Annotated in this window: 14 protein-coding genes and 4 pseudogenes; 12 read left to right on the top strand and 6 right to left on the bottom strand. The window is 50.3% G+C overall.

The annotated features are described in order from the left end of the window. The first annotated feature begins 1 nt into the window (after position 1). The 12 genes and pseudogenes from JCM10512_RS13055 to JCM10512_RS13000 all read left to right on the top strand — a co-directional run bounded on the left by JCM10512_RS13055 (position 2) and on the right by JCM10512_RS13000 (position 9650). Positions 2 to 322 carry a DUF4133 domain-containing protein gene (locus tag JCM10512_RS13055; protein ID WP_044163693.1) on the top strand — a complete coding sequence of 107 codons (321 nt, stop codon included), beginning with the start codon at positions 2 to 4 and terminating at the stop codon, positions 320 to 322. Then, positions 319 to 2844 carry a TraG family conjugative transposon ATPase gene (locus tag JCM10512_RS13050; protein WP_044163691.1) on the top strand — a complete coding sequence of 842 codons (2526 nt, stop codon included), beginning with the start codon at positions 319 to 321 and terminating at the stop codon, positions 2842 to 2844. Before JCM10512_RS13055 ends, JCM10512_RS13050 begins: the two co-directional genes overlap by 4 nt. Positions 2845 to 2852: 8 nt before the next feature. After that, positions 2853 to 3230, top strand: coding sequence for a DUF3876 domain-containing protein (locus JCM10512_RS13045; RefSeq protein ID WP_044163776.1), 378 nt, complete (start codon positions 2853 to 2855; stop codon positions 3228 to 3230). Next, positions 3221 to 3849, top strand: a pseudogene (locus tag JCM10512_RS13040) (DUF4141 domain-containing protein). The gene JCM10512_RS13045 and the pseudogene JCM10512_RS13040 overlap by 10 nt, the downstream one beginning before the upstream one ends. Positions 3850 to 3852: 3 nt before the next feature. Continuing rightward, positions 3853 to 4866: a conjugative transposon protein TraJ gene (gene traJ, locus JCM10512_RS13035; RefSeq protein ID WP_044163688.1), complete on the top strand. Its 1014-nt coding sequence runs from the start codon at positions 3853 to 3855 to the stop codon at positions 4864 to 4866. 52 nt (positions 4867 to 4918) lie between these two features. Next, the gene (gene traK / locus JCM10512_RS13030) at positions 4919 to 5542 is read left to right on the top strand and encodes a conjugative transposon protein TraK (protein ID WP_044163773.1); all 624 of its coding nucleotides are present in this window, start codon (positions 4919 to 4921) and stop codon (positions 5540 to 5542) included. Beyond that, positions 5539 to 5850 (top strand): TraL conjugative transposon family protein, encoded by a 312-nt coding sequence (locus tag JCM10512_RS13025; RefSeq protein ID WP_044163685.1) that lies wholly within the window; start codon positions 5539 to 5541, stop codon positions 5848 to 5850. The genes traK and JCM10512_RS13025 overlap by 4 nt, the downstream gene beginning before the upstream one ends. Beyond that, the gene (traM, locus tag JCM10512_RS13020) at positions 5807 to 7093 is read left to right on the top strand and encodes a conjugative transposon protein TraM (protein ID WP_044163682.1); all 1287 of its coding nucleotides are present in this window, start codon (positions 5807 to 5809) and stop codon (positions 7091 to 7093) included. The genes JCM10512_RS13025 and traM overlap by 44 nt, the downstream gene beginning before the upstream one ends. Before the next feature lie 98 nt (positions 7094 to 7191). Continuing rightward, positions 7192 to 8076 carry a conjugative transposon protein TraN gene (gene traN, locus JCM10512_RS13015; protein ID WP_081741303.1) on the top strand — a complete coding sequence of 295 codons (885 nt, stop codon included), beginning with the start codon at positions 7192 to 7194 and terminating at the stop codon, positions 8074 to 8076. Next, positions 8073 to 8650 (top strand): annotated as a pseudogene (locus tag JCM10512_RS13010) (conjugal transfer protein TraO). Before traN ends, JCM10512_RS13010 begins: the two are co-directional and overlap by 4 nt. A gap of 20 nt (positions 8651 to 8670) precedes the next feature. Beyond that, entirely contained in the window at positions 8671 to 9147 is a 477-nt protein-coding gene (locus JCM10512_RS13005) for a DUF3872 domain-containing protein (protein WP_044163680.1), read from the top strand. A gap of 2 nt (positions 9148 to 9149) precedes the next feature. Continuing rightward, positions 9150 to 9650, top strand: a complete 501-nt coding sequence (locus tag JCM10512_RS13000; protein WP_081741302.1) for a glycoside hydrolase family protein — start codon at positions 9150 to 9152, stop codon at positions 9648 to 9650. Positions 9651 to 9782: 132 nt separating this feature from the next. Here the strand turns inward: JCM10512_RS13000 and JCM10512_RS12995 are convergent, their stop codons facing one another. From JCM10512_RS12995 to JCM10512_RS12975, 6 genes and pseudogenes are all read right to left on the bottom strand, one after another. Beyond that, on the bottom strand, positions 9783 to 10943 hold the full coding sequence (locus JCM10512_RS12995) for a hypothetical protein (protein ID WP_044163677.1): 1161 nt from the start codon (positions 10941 to 10943) through the stop codon (positions 9783 to 9785). A gap of 31 nt (positions 10944 to 10974) precedes the next feature. Then, positions 10975 to 11181, bottom strand: a complete 207-nt coding sequence (locus JCM10512_RS12990) for a hypothetical protein (RefSeq protein WP_044163675.1) — start codon at positions 11179 to 11181, stop codon at positions 10975 to 10977. A gap of 42 nt (positions 11182 to 11223) precedes the next feature. Continuing rightward, a pseudogene (locus tag JCM10512_RS12985) lies at positions 11224 to 11974 on the bottom strand (N-6 DNA methylase). Positions 11975 to 11977: 3 nt separating this feature from the next. Next, positions 11978 to 12618, bottom strand: a pseudogene (locus JCM10512_RS12980) (DUF4121 family protein). Positions 12619 to 12626: 8 nt separating this feature from the next. Continuing rightward, positions 12627 to 12779, bottom strand: a complete 153-nt coding sequence (locus JCM10512_RS24620; protein WP_262482607.1) for a DUF4121 family protein — start codon at positions 12777 to 12779, stop codon at positions 12627 to 12629. Continuing rightward, positions 12766 to 13044, bottom strand: coding sequence for a hypothetical protein (locus tag JCM10512_RS12975; protein WP_044163673.1), 279 nt, complete (start codon positions 13042 to 13044; stop codon positions 12766 to 12768). Before JCM10512_RS12975 ends, JCM10512_RS24620 begins: the two co-directional genes overlap by 14 nt. Between the last annotated feature and the right edge of the window lie 20 nt (positions 13045 to 13064).

Below are 13064 nucleotides of genomic sequence, written 5' to 3'. Positions count from 1 at the left end.
TATGGAGTATCAGATTAACAAAGGGGCGGGCAAGCCGACGGAGTTCAAGGGACTCAAATCCCGATACCTTTTCATCTTTGCGGGAGGTCTGGCGGCGGTGTTCCTGCTGTTTGTCATCCTGTTCGTGGCAGGCGTAGACCAGTGGATATGCATTCCTTTTGGAGCCGTATCCGGCAGTCTGCTCGTTTGGCTGACCTTCCGTCTGAATGCCAGGTACGGTGAACACGGGCTGATGAAGTTGCTGGCGGAGAAACGCCATCCGCGCTATCTGATCCGTCGCGTGAGAATCTTCCGGTTACTGACCCTAAAAAGAAACCTATGAGAAACGTACTGAAAGCTGAAACACTGGAACAGAAGTTTCCCCTGCTGTGTGTGGAAAAGGGATGCATCGTGAGCAAGGATGCCGACCTGACCGTAGCCTTCGAGGCGGAACTGCCCGAACTCTATACCGTCACGTCCGCTGAATACGAGGCCATCCATTCTTCGTGGATAAAAGCCATCAAAGTGCTTCCGAATTATTCCGTCGTCTGCAAGCAGGACTGGTTCACGAAGGAAAACTACTGTCCGGATTTAAAAACGGACGAACAGAGTTTCCTCTCGAAGAGCTACGAGCGCCATTTCAATGAACGCCCGTACCTGAACCACAAATGCTACCTGTACCTGACGAAGACCACGAAAGAACGCAGCCGCCGGAAAAGCGACTTCAATACACTCTGCCGCGGCTTCCTGCTGCCTAAAGAGATTAGCGACAAAGACACCGCCGCTAAATTCCTGGAAGCGGTGGAACAATTCGAACGGATCGTCAATGATTCGGGCTATGTGAAACTGCGTCGCCTGGGGACGGACGAGATTACCGGAACCAAAGACCGCCCCGGACTGGTGGAGAAATACTTCTCCCTGTCACAGGAAGAGACGGCCGCCGTGCTGGAAGATATCTGCCTGGAGCCCGGCGTGATGCGTATCGGTGACAAGCGGCTTTGCCTGCATACCCTTTCGGATGCGGAAGACCTGCCCGGAAAGGTGAACACGGACATGCGCTATGAGCGGATGTCCACCGACCGGAGCGACTGCCGCCTGTCGTTCGCTGCCCCTGTTGGATTATTGCTCTCCTGTAACCACATCTATTCGCAGTACATTTTCATAGACGACGCGCAGGAGATACTACAACATATGGAGAAAACCTCCCGTAATATGCTCTCACTGTCAAAATACAGCCGCAGCAATGCCATCAATCAGGAATGGGCGGAAATGTATCTCGATGAGGCGCACACCAAAGGTGTATTGCCCGTCCGCTGCCACTGCAACGTGATGGCATGGGCGGAAGACGAAGAGGAATTCCGCAGGGTAAAGAACGACACGGGCAGCCAGCTCGCCATGATGGAATGTACCCCGCGCCACAACACGATTGACACCCCGGTCCTTTATTGGGCCGGCATCCCCGGCAATGCGGGCGACTTCCCGGCGGAAGAATCGTTCTATACCTTCCTGGAACAGGCTGTCTGCCTGTTCACGGCGGAAACGAACTACCGCAGTTCACCCAGTCCTTTCGGTATCCGCATGGCTGACCGGCAGAGCGGTATTCCCATTCATCTGGATATCAGCGACCTTCCCATGAAACGGGGTATTATCACCAACCGTAACAAATTCATCCTGGGACCAAGCGGCAGCGGGAAAAGCTTTTTCACCAACCATCTGGTGAGGCAATACTACGAGCAGGGTGCGCATGTTCTGCTGGTGGATACGGGTAACAGCTACCAGGGACTGTGCCGCATGATCCATGACCGGTCAAATGGGGAAGACGGCATTTATATTACGTATGAGGAGGACGATCCCATTGCCTTCAACCCTTTCTATACTGACAGCGGGCAGTTTGACGTGGAAAAACGTGAAAGTATAAAGACGCTTATCCTGACACTCTGGAAACGGGAAGACGAATCCCCGAAACGTTCGGAAGAAGTGGCCCTGTCCGGTGCGGTCAATGCCTACCTCCGGAAGATTACGGAAGACAAAGGCCTTGCCCCCGACTTCAACGGCTTTTATGAGTTTGTCCGTGACGACTACCGCCGGATGATGGAAGAAAAGAAAGTCCGTGAGAAAGATTTCGACATTGACGGATTCCTGAACGTGTTGGAGCCCTTCTACCGGGGCGGTGACTATGACTTCCTGCTGAATTCCGACAAGGAGCTGGATTTGACGAACAAGCGGTTCATCGTCTTTGAACTGGATAACATCAGCGGTAATAAAGTGCTGCTTCCGGTGGTGACACTGATTATCATGGAAACGTTTATTAGCAAGATGCGGAAGCTCAAAGGTATCCGCAAGATGATACTGATCGAAGAGTGTTGGAAAGCCCTGATGTCCGCCAATATGAGTGAATACATCAAGTATCTTTTTAAGACGGTCCGGAAGTATTTCGGTGAAGCGGTGGTCGTTACGCAGGAAGTGGATGACATCATCAGTTCGCCCGTTGTCAAGGAAGCCATCATCAACAACAGTGACTGCAAGATACTGCTCGACCAACGCAAGTACATGAACAAGTTTGAGCATATCCAGAAACTGTTGGGGCTGACGGAAAAGGAAAAAGGACAAATCCTCTCCATCAACCAGGCGAATCATTCCGGGCGCTTCTACCGGGAAGTCTGGATCGGACTCGGCGGTACCCATTCGGCGGTATATGCTACAGAAGTGAGCGAAGAAGAGTACCTGGTGTTCACCACGGAAGAATCGGAGAAACTTGAAGTCCGGAAACTTGCGGAAGAACTGGACGGCAATCTGGAGCTCGCCATCCGCAGGCTGGCGGAAAAGAAACGGGAAGAGCAAAACCAAACATCAACCCCTGAATGAAAAAAAATATGAGAAACAGGCAATTACTAAAATTGGCTGCCTGCCTGATAGGCATGGCGTCATTGGTGCTGCAAGGCTGCACAGGTAAGGCTACGAACTGCAACAATCTTTGCGGCTCCTGGACAAGCGTGGAAGGCAAGCCCGACGTGCTCATCTATAAGGAAGGTGGAGCCTATAAGGTGACGGTATCCGGGCGTAGCGGTATCTCCCGCAGGTTGAAGCCTGCCACCTACCTGCTGGTACGGGAAAACGGCAACCTTTTTATCAATACGGGTTACCGCATTGATCTATCGTATAACGAAGCGACGGACGTGCTTACCTTTTCTCCGAATGGTGATTATGTCCGTGCGGAAACCAAACGCAAAAAACAAAAAACATGGGAATAAAGACAATCCTTATTTACAGTGCCCTCACCCTCACCTGCATGCAGGCGAAGGCACAGTGGGTGGTTACCGACCCCGGCAACCTGGCACAAGGCATCATCAACATGTCGGACAACATCGCGCATACTTCCAAAACGGCGGTGAGCACGGCCAAAAGTTTTGCCGAAACGGTCAAGATCTATGAGCAGTACAAGAAGTATTACGATGCGCTGAAATCCGTGAACAACCTGGTAAAGGACGCCCGTAAGGTACGTGAAATCATCCTGATGGTGGGAGATGTGTCGGACATTTATGTCACCAACTTCCGTAAAATGACGGGTGACGAGAACTTCTCCGCCAAAGAACTGGACGCCATCGCCTTCGGCTATACCAAGCTTTTGGAAGAAAGCAACGGGGTGTTGCAGGACCTGAAGCAGGTCGTCAACGTGAGCACCCTGAGTATGACCGACAAAGACCGTATGGATGTGGTGGACGGGTGCTACCGTACGATGCGCCGCTACCGGAACCTGGTGGGGTATTATACAAACAAGAACATTGCCGTGAGCTACCTGCGTGCCAAGAAGAAGAACGATACGGATCGCGTGATGAGCTGTACGGTGATGAAAACGCCAAATACTGGTAGCCTATGCTGTTGATGTCGATAGATTTTACGAATCTCCATACCATCCTGGCGGATTTGTACGAAAAGATGATGCCTCTTTGTGAGGACATGCTGGGCGTGGCGAAAGGTCTTGCCGGACTGGGTGCCCTGTTCTATGTCGCCGTCCGTGTCTGGCAGTCGCTGGCCCGTGCCGAACCGGTAGACGTCTATCCGCTGTTGCGCCCCTTTGCGTTGGGCATTTGCATCCTGCTGTTCCCGACCTTGGTGCTCGGCACGCTGAACAGCGTCCTCAGTCCCATCGTACAAGGTACGCATAAGATGCTGGAAGGACAGACGCTGGATATGAAACAATACCGCGAGCAGAAGGACAAGCTGGAAAAGGAAGCCATGATGCGTAATCCCGAAACCGCCTATCTGGTAAGCGACGAGGAGTTTGACCGGCAACTGGACGAACTCGGCTGGTCATTAACCGATATTGATACCCGGTTGGGGATGTATGTGGAAGTGGGCATGTATAATCTGGAGAAGAATATCCGTGATGCCTTCCGCAGCCTGCTGGAACTGCTTTTTGCGGCCGCTTCGCTGCTGATAGATACGGTGAGGACCTTCTTCCTGATTGTCCTTTCCATACTCGGACCGATTGCCTTTGCCATCAGTGTGTGGGACGGTTTCCAGTCCACGCTCAGCCAGTGGTTCACGAGGTATATCTCCGTTTACCTGTGGCTTCCGGTCAGCGACCTGTTCAGTTGCATGCTTGCCAAACTGCAGGTACTGATGCTCCAGAACGACATCCTGGAATTGCAGAACAATCCCGGTTATTCGCTGGACAATTCAAACAGTGTTTACATTGTGTTCATGCTCATAGGCATCATCGGGTACTTCACCGTACCGACGGTGGCCGGATGGATCGTACAGGCGGGCGGTGGCGGGAACTATACCCGTAACCTGAACCGTTCGGCAACGAAAGGCGGGGGATTTGCAGCCGGTGCGGCAGGCTCCGCATTGGGTAATATAGCCGGAAGGATACGTGGAAAATAACATGTGCATGTCCTGAAAAAGGACGAAATAACCAGTTGAAATGAAACAAAACATGGAATTCAAATCATTAACTACCATTGAAGGCAGCTTCAGACGTATCCGGCTGATGCTTATCGCCTTTGTCTGCTGCTGTACGCTCATCACCGGCTATGCGCTGTGGAACTCCTATCGCTTTGCAGAAGCCCAACGGCAGAAAATCTATGTGCTGGACGGAGGTAAATCGCTGATGCTCGCCCTGTCTCAGGATTTGTCCCAGAACCGTCCGGCAGAGGCCAGGGAGCATGTAAGGCGTTTTCACGAGCTCTTCTTCAGCCTCTCCCCGCAAAAGGACGCCATCGAGCACAACATCGGACGTGCCCTGCAACTGGCGGATAAAAGCGCCTACAATTACTATGTGGACTTCTCGGAGAAAGGCTATTATAACCGCCTGATCTCGGGTAATATCAACCAGGTGCTGCAAGTGGACAGCGTAGTCTGTGATTTCACGGGGTACCCGTACCGTATGAAAACGTATGCCCGGCAGCTGATTATCCGCGAGAGCAACGTGACGGAACGCAGCCTTGTGACCGGTTGTGACCTTCAGAACACGGTACGCTCGGACGACAATCCGAACGGATTCATCATCGAGCATTTCACCATTCTGGAGAACAAAGACATAAGAAGTACCGAACGATGAAAAGAAAACGCGATTTAGTAAGACGGACGGATGTGCGTATACGCATGTTCTGCCGGAAACTGCCGGAAAAGCAGCGGATCATTCTTGTCGCCACGGCATCCGTCTTGTTTGCGCTGGGTTGCCTGTATGCGGTCTTTTCCTCCCTATCGGATTTCGGGCATTCCGGCGACGGTCTGGAAATAGAACATATCCGGCCATTGGAACCGGAAAAGCCCGGTATTCCCGTGAATCACGAAAACAATCACTTTAAAGACTATTACGATGATGGACATTCAGAAAATCAAGACACGGCTCGGATTGAATCCTGACAAACCGTTGTCACCCGAAGAAAGGCGCAAGCGTGCCAGGTATTTCATCTATCCGGCTATGGGGCTGCTCTTTGCCGGTTCACTCTGGCTGATTTATTCCCCGTCGGGAAAAGAGAAAGCGGCAGAGGATAAAGCCAAGGGATTCAATACGGAGATGCCTTCTCCCGAAAAGCGGCAGATGGAAGGCAATAAAGTAAATGCCTATGAACAGGACGAACTGGCGGAAAAGCAGAAACAGCGTAAGGATCTCTTTGACAAGGCGGGCGCATGGTTTTCTTCCGACCCGCAGCAGAACGATGATGTACAAGTCCCAGAACCTGTCGCCAATCCGGTTACGGACCGCGATTCTTATCCTACGGCCGGTACCGTCCGCTCTTCCGCTGACGCTTACCGCAATATGAACAGTACGCTGGATAATTTCTATATTCCGGCCAATGACCCGGAAAGGGAAGAACTGCGGAAAAGGATTGAAGAGCTGGAAAAGCAGGATACCGACCGGCAGCCGGAAGGCAATTCAATGGAAGAAAAGATGGCGTTGATGGAAAAGTCCTACGAACTTGCCTCCAGGTATAACAGCAAACAGGCACCGGCCGTTCTTCCCGTGAAAGACAAGAAAGCACGTACCGCAGTCAAGCCGGTAAAGAATGTGCAGCAACATGTGGTTTCTTCGCTCTCACAGCCCGTAAGCGATGACGAATTCATCTCCGGACTGGCCGGTGAAAGGAACCGGAATTTCCAGACTCCTGTCGGGAAAGTGCTCACCTCCGAAAGGAACACTATCCCGGCCTGTGTGCATGGTACGCAGACCGTATCGGACGGGCAGGCATTGCGCCTCCGCCTGTTGGAGCCGATGGTAGTGGACGGCCATTTTATCCCTGAAGGAACGGTACTGACGGGCGGCACACGCATTGAAGGTGAACGGCTGGATATTGTGATTAACGCGGTGGAGTTTAAAGGCTCGGTCCTTCCGGTGGAACTGGAAGTGTATGACGCCGACGGGCAGCAGGGCATTCTGGTGCCGAACTCGATGGAATATGATGCGGTGCGTGAGATAGCCGCGAATATGGGAACCTCGATGGGGAGCAGCATCAACATCTCCACCGATGCCGGGGCGCAAATCGCTTCGGACCTGGGTAAAGGAGTGATACAGGGAGTTTCGCAGTATGTTTCCAAGAAGATGCGTACCGTAAAAATCACCTTGAAAGCCGGTCACAAATTGTTACTCCACTCACCGGAGGAATGAGATAAAAAAAGAATGAAAACCAATTAAGAAAAAACAGTTATGAACCAACCAATCAATCATTTATCGGACATGAAGAAGATTCTGATGATTTTTGCCTGATGACGGGCATGGTAGCTGCCCGTGCGCAGCAGAGCAGCGGAGATTATTATGAAGGCCTGAGCCGCAAGATCGGTTTCAGCCAGATGATAGCTCCGCATGGTCTCGAAATCACTTATGACAAGACGGTGCATGTCATTTTCCCGGCTCCCGTCAGGTATGTGGACCTGGGTTCCACCAACCTGATAGCAGGCAAAGCGGACGGTGCGGAGAATGTCATCCGTGTGAAGGCTGCCAAAAAGCATTTCAGGCAGGAAACGAACATGAGTGTCATTACCGAAGACGGTAATTTTTACACGTTCAATGTCAAATATGCGGACGAACCGCTGCTGCTGAACGTGGAGATGTGCGACTTTATCCATGACGGGGAAACGGTAAACCAGCCCAACAATGCAATGGAAATCTACTTGCAGGATTTGGACAATGAATCCCCGCGTCTGGTACGCCTGATTATGAAGTCCGTCTATAAGCAGGACAAACGAAAGATCAGGCATATCGGCAGCAAGCGTTTCGGTGTACAGTTCCTTCTCAAAGGATTGTATGCCCACAATGACCTGCTGTATTTTCATACGCAGGTAAAGAACCGGACGAATGTACCTTTCGACGTGGATTTTGTAACCTACAAAATCATTGACAAGAAAGTCGTGAAGCGTACCGCCATGCAGGAGCAGGTGATTTATCCGCTCCGTGCCTTCAACTATGTCACCCGTATCAATGGCCAGAGTTCCGGATGTACGGTATTTGCACTGCCCAAGTTTACCATTCCCGACGACAAGAAACTGGTCGTGGAGATGTGTGAGAAACAAGGCGGACGCCACCAAAGCTTTGAAGTGGATAACGATGACCTGATGCTCGCTGAAACCATTAACGAACTGAAAGTACGATGAGAAAGTATTTATGTATGACCTTTGCACTGCTTGCCCTTGCCATGGGGCGGGCAGATGCCCAGCGGTGCCTGCCGGGGATGAAAGGTGTGCAGCTCACGGCTGATATGACAGACGGCTTTTACAATCATTTCAACCGGAATGATGCCGGGTTTGCTTTCGGGCTTTCCGTATCTGCCTGCATAAAAGGCGGTAACCAATGGATATTCGGAGGGGAAATCCTGCAACGTTATTATCCCTACCGGAGCACGCGGATTCCTCTGGCACAATATACGGGAGAAGCCGGTTATTATTACAATTTCTTTTCCGACCCGAAAAAGATGTTCTTCCTGAATATCGGCGGTTCCGCCTGGCAGGCTATGAATCGGTGAACGGTGGAAGGAAATTGTTGGATGACGGAGCCGCCTTGCGGAAACAGGAATCTTTTATTTATGGGGGTGCCGTCACGCTGGAAACCGAAACTTATCTCTCGGACAAAGTGGTGCTGTTGTTCCGGCTTCGGGAACGTGTCCTTTGGGGCAGTGCCGCCAGACACTTCCACACCCAGTATGGTCTGGGAATCAAACTAGTCCTTTAACCCTCCAAACTCAGAACACAATGAAAAAGATACTTGATTTTACGATGATTTTTTGCTGCATGGCAGTCTCCTTTTTTTGTTTTGCTTCTTGCAGCAGTGACCTGGATGTTCAACAGGAATACGCTTTCACGGTAGAAGCCCTGCCGGTTGCCGACAAGATTGCCGGTAATGAAACGGTGGAAATCCGCCTGGATATTAAAGAAGAGGGTCACTTTACCGGGACGGTCTACACCCTTCGTTACTTCCAGCCGGACGGGACCGGGATAGTTTGCCTGTCGGACGGTACGGTATTGAAGCCGAATGACCGGTACCTGCTCAGTGAAATGAAGTTCCGGTTGTATTATACCTCGAAAAGTGCCGGTGAAGCACAAACCATTGATTTGTATTTTGAAAACAATTGGGGCGAAATACAAAAACTAAGTTTTGATTTCAATGCGAAAGATACGGCCAGTGAAGAAGAGGCTATTCCGGTAGAAAGTTCAATAGCCGGGAAATAATAATGGCTCTTCTCTATTTGATAGGTTTATTGTCTCTGCTAATTTCCTGCCCGGTTCCATTAAAAGCTGCACCTCCGGTTTCCCGAAGTATCTTATTTGAACGCGCTGTTGCCTGTGTCAAACATTTTGAAGGATGGCATACCGCTCGAAACCATCCGTACATAGGGTACGGTCATAAATTACTGCCTGGGGAAAAACTGGATTCCAACCTGACGAAAGCACAGGGAGATTCACTTCTGAGGGCAGACTTGCGGAAAAGGTGGATTACATTTCGCAGGTTTGGGAAAGATGCCTTATTATTGGCAGTCTTATCGTATAATGTGGGTGAATCCAAGTTGCTTGGATATGGAAAGGTTCCGAAAAGCAATCTGATCCGGAAGTTGGAAAAGGGGGACAGGAACATTTACAGGGAATACATATCCTACCGGAAATATAAAGGGAAGGTGGTTCATAGCATTGAAAGAAGGAGAAAACATGAATTTGTGCTTCTGCATATTCCCTGAACTATCAAAGGAACCGTAAACGGATTATTTAAAACTCCGTTTACGGTTCTCCTTTTCCCTTCGTTGCCACATTCCGTGAGCGATATAAGATCATTCAAGCTATTGCAATTATAAAATATAGTATCTCACAGGTCAGTTGGCTTTCACCCGGTTCATCAGTTGCCCGGATATTTCGTGCAGCTCGCGGCTACGTTCCGGTTCCTGCACCCGTGCAAAAGCCGTAATCCCTTGCGCCAGTTTCCATAGCGTCGCTCCACCGGTCACCCCATCATCCGGATTGTTGTTCATCAATAGTTTTTCCACTTCGCGCCCTTCATTTTTCAGTAATGAACCGTGCTGTACCAAGGTTTTAAGTTCCTTGTCGAAGTCCACGTCTATCTCCGATGCGCCCTGAATTTCGATGGCTTTCTGCATGATGGTGTCACGGCTGTACAGTCCCCGTGTCAGGTCCGTTACTGCTGATACGGTCGTCTTCGTATCCAGTTCATAGGTTCGTTGAGAGAGAGAAAGCGAATCCGGCAGGCGTCCCCCCAGGTGTACCTGCCGCATGACGGATTCGCGTACCATTCCGTTCAGGCACGCTCCGTTAAGCAGGAAGGAGCGCATGTCCACCGAACCGTTTCCATAGTCGGAAGTAGAGAACCGTGCTCCGGCGAAGATGATGACCGTGCCGTTTTTGCGCGTCGGTATCTCGACCGGAGTAGGCAGTATTGTTTCGCACCATACTTTCGTGTCGTTCATGTAGGCGTCCGATACGACCGCCCCGCGGTTTCCTGCTTCCCGGATGAATGCGGTCAGTATATCCACGGAGTTGAGCCGGCGGTATGAATCGGACAATACGCCCCTGACTTCCATGCCTACGGCACGGACAAGTACGCGTGTGCGCCCCGTCCAGCCGGAATGTTCGTTGAGGATGGTGGCGCACAGCTGTTTCTGCCATGCATCTCCGGCGGAGAGTTCACGGAGATACTTTGCCGGAATGTTCATTTTTTCGGAAATTTGGCTGATGGCATTTCCGTGCAGGCTGAAGTTACCTTCCGGCATGTTCATCTGCACCCGCTCCTGTGCCTGGAACGAGATGACCGGCTGGCGGTCTTTGCTGCGCAGGTTCACTCCGATGGGCGCGATGAAATCCTGCGCTATTTTTCCTTCTTCGAGCAGACGGGCGATGGTCTCCATGACGCCCTGTTGCCTGTCTTCAATCATTCGCTGCACCCGGTTGATGACCACCTGATTCAGTCCCTGCTGCATTGATTGTACCGGTGCAGCGTTTGGCATTACTGTTACTTCCATGATTTTTGTTTTTTTAAGTTGATATTAAATGTTATACTGACAGTCTGTTGATGAAATATTGAACATAATCATTTTCCAATCCAAGATTGGTACATGCCAGTTCCAGGTCGCTGTACCTGAGATCATTCAACTCCTTTAATTCCCGTAAGTTTCTGATTTCATCGTCCAGATATTCCTGTGCTTCGCATTCATCGCAACTGCATGAGTTGCAGATTCTTTTGATAATCGGATTTTCCATACATATGTGTTTTAAAAGTTATGATTGTATATTGAAAGTTGTTTATAACGGCAAAGGACTATGTGGCTTACGGCTGCCGTTACTGCCGTGTGACGGCTTGTGTATCAGGTAAGGGGATATAGGCAGGTTCCGGCTTGCCTGATATTCTTCCATCCCCATTTTTCTGACCGTGGGGATACCTGTTGCAGTAAGAACCGGATTGACCTTCCATCCTCCATGAAGTTCCTGGGATCAAGGCTGTCATGCCAGATTACTTCCCCCACACATCCGTGTATGAGCATGTTGCATACGGTCATCAGGCAGCAGGTCTGGTTGATGTCTTCCGCTACCAGGTAGTTTCCCAAGTGCCGCACATGGTAGGCCAGCAGCAGCCTTCCGCTTCCGCACGTCGGGTCGCCTATTCTCTGCCCGTTTTTTTCTCTCCCGTATCGGAACACATCACCATCAGGTCGCAGATGTGTACCGGAGTGAAGAACTGCCCCTGCGACTGTTGCGTGCCACGGGAAGCGAGAGCCATATACAAATCCCCGAACGGATCGTACCAGTCCGTATCATCCTGTATTTCACGCTGCATGAGCTGTGTCCATTCAATAACCATATTCATGAATATGACATTTTGCTGGCGTTTGTATTTCCAGTTGTGCAGCGAAGGTGCGTCCGGAGAAAAGCCATGGATGATATAGGCCAGGAAATCCCTGAAGACATTGAGCGGGTCATATCCGTTCGCATACGAGAAATCCATTATCAGTTTCTCCAGCGGACGGATTGCGTAAGGTGTATCGAATGTTGGCATCGTTTATCTCTTTTTGTAGATGATTATTGTGTGCGTATCGTCGTAGGTTTTGATTTTTACGGGAGAAATACCCAGAAAGGACAGATGTACATCGGCTTTTGTCCTTTTCCATTCTTCTTCCGTGAGGAATTGCCAGTCCATACGGTATCCCCAAAGGACGAGTGAGTCCCGGTAGAAACCGTCAAAGACTTCTCCGTGCAGGATTTTACCAGTCGGTTAAATTCCGTCTCCGAATAGAGGGTGAACTCGTCGCATTTGTAGGTGAATTCTCCCGGTCTCTCCGGTTCCGGCCTTTTGCTGATAAAATATCTTGCCCAGTCTTTACCCGTATATTTTCCGTAAAACGGGGCGGGTTCGGTATATCTCCACTTCCTGACGGATGTACAGAAGTGGACGGCTCCATGGGCGCATCTTCCGGCATGTCCCCATGTCTTGAATTCTCTGCTTCCGGTTCCGGCAGGCTCCAACACTACTTTTTCGGGACATAACCACGATCCTCCACTGGTGTCGTAACAAGGGGATTTATCCATTTCGTAGCAGAACGGCACATGGGGATTCAGGCAGATTTCCATATGGTCGTCATATATGCGCTGTAGATGCGCTTTTCCGTAATACTCACCGCTACGGGAGGTATATTCGATCATATCACCGGCTATCGGGCTTCATGGATGTCCCTTTCCTTCCGGATGAGCGCGATAAGCCGGTTTACCTTGTCCGTATCGCTGCCATCCGTTTTATGGGCGTATCCGGTGGTATCATTGAACAGTTGCAATGTTTTGACGGTATAAAAGTTACTGAATTCCATAAGGCTTTCGGTTTTGCCGGTACAACCGGACTTGTCTAACAAGCATGTCACAGAATTTCTGTCCGTTTTCAGTTTCGTTTCCTAAATAGGCAATCATGTCCCAGAGGTTATGATTGAAATAATGTATCCATTTGTCGTAATAATGGTTCCCGCCTATTTCTCCGAATGTCTCCCGGAAGAGTTGCGGGGTTAATCCTTCACGCTCGTGATGGTTGTACTGCCACAGGGAGATAAGCAGCATATTTCTGTAATCCAATGTTTCCATACCTGTTATTGTTTTTTAGT

Source organism: Bacteroides reticulotermitis JCM 10512 (assembly GCF_000517545.1).
GTDB classification, from domain to species: Bacteria; Bacteroidota; Bacteroidia; order Bacteroidales; family Bacteroidaceae; genus Bacteroides; species Bacteroides reticulotermitis.
Note: the sequence above shows the minus strand (reverse complement) of the source record. Positions and strands in the feature narration are given on the sequence as shown.

What these genes read in the sequence shown, in the direction of transcription:
- JCM10512_RS13055 (WP_044163693.1), top strand. Translation starts at nt 2, where the DNA reads ATGGAGTATCAGATTAACAAAGGGGCGGGCAAGCCGACGGAGTTCAAG.
- JCM10512_RS13050 (WP_044163691.1), top strand. Translation starts at nt 319, where the DNA reads ATGAGAAACGTACTGAAAGCTGAAACACTGGAACAGAAGTTTCCCCTG.
- JCM10512_RS13045 (WP_044163776.1), top strand. Translation starts at nt 2,853, where the DNA reads ATGAGAAACAGGCAATTACTAAAATTGGCTGCCTGCCTGATAGGCATG.
- traJ (WP_044163688.1), top strand. Translation starts at nt 3,853, where the DNA reads ATGCTGTTGATGTCGATAGATTTTACGAATCTCCATACCATCCTGGCG.
- traK (WP_044163773.1), top strand. Translation starts at nt 4,919, where the DNA reads ATGGAATTCAAATCATTAACTACCATTGAAGGCAGCTTCAGACGTATC.
- JCM10512_RS13025 (WP_044163685.1), top strand. Translation starts at nt 5,539, where the DNA reads ATGAAAAGAAAACGCGATTTAGTAAGACGGACGGATGTGCGTATACGC.
- traM (WP_044163682.1), top strand. Translation starts at nt 5,807, where the DNA reads ATGGACATTCAGAAAATCAAGACACGGCTCGGATTGAATCCTGACAAA.
- traN (WP_081741303.1), top strand. Translation starts at nt 7,192, where the DNA reads ATGACGGGCATGGTAGCTGCCCGTGCGCAGCAGAGCAGCGGAGATTAT.
- JCM10512_RS13005 (WP_044163680.1), top strand. Translation starts at nt 8,671, where the DNA reads ATGAAAAAGATACTTGATTTTACGATGATTTTTTGCTGCATGGCAGTC.
- JCM10512_RS13000 (WP_081741302.1), top strand. Translation starts at nt 9,150, where the DNA reads ATGGCTCTTCTCTATTTGATAGGTTTATTGTCTCTGCTAATTTCCTGC.
- JCM10512_RS12995 (WP_044163677.1), bottom strand. Translation starts at nt 10,943, where the DNA reads ATGGAAGTAACAGTAATGCCAAACGCTGCACCGGTACAATCAATGCAG.
- JCM10512_RS12990 (WP_044163675.1), bottom strand. Translation starts at nt 11,181, where the DNA reads ATGGAAAATCCGATTATCAAAAGAATCTGCAACTCATGCAGTTGCGAT.
- JCM10512_RS24620 (WP_262482607.1), bottom strand. Translation starts at nt 12,779, where the DNA reads ATGGAATTCAGTAACTTTTATACCGTCAAAACATTGCAACTGTTCAAT.
- JCM10512_RS12975 (WP_044163673.1), bottom strand. Translation starts at nt 13,044, where the DNA reads ATGGAAACATTGGATTACAGAAATATGCTGCTTATCTCCCTGTGGCAG.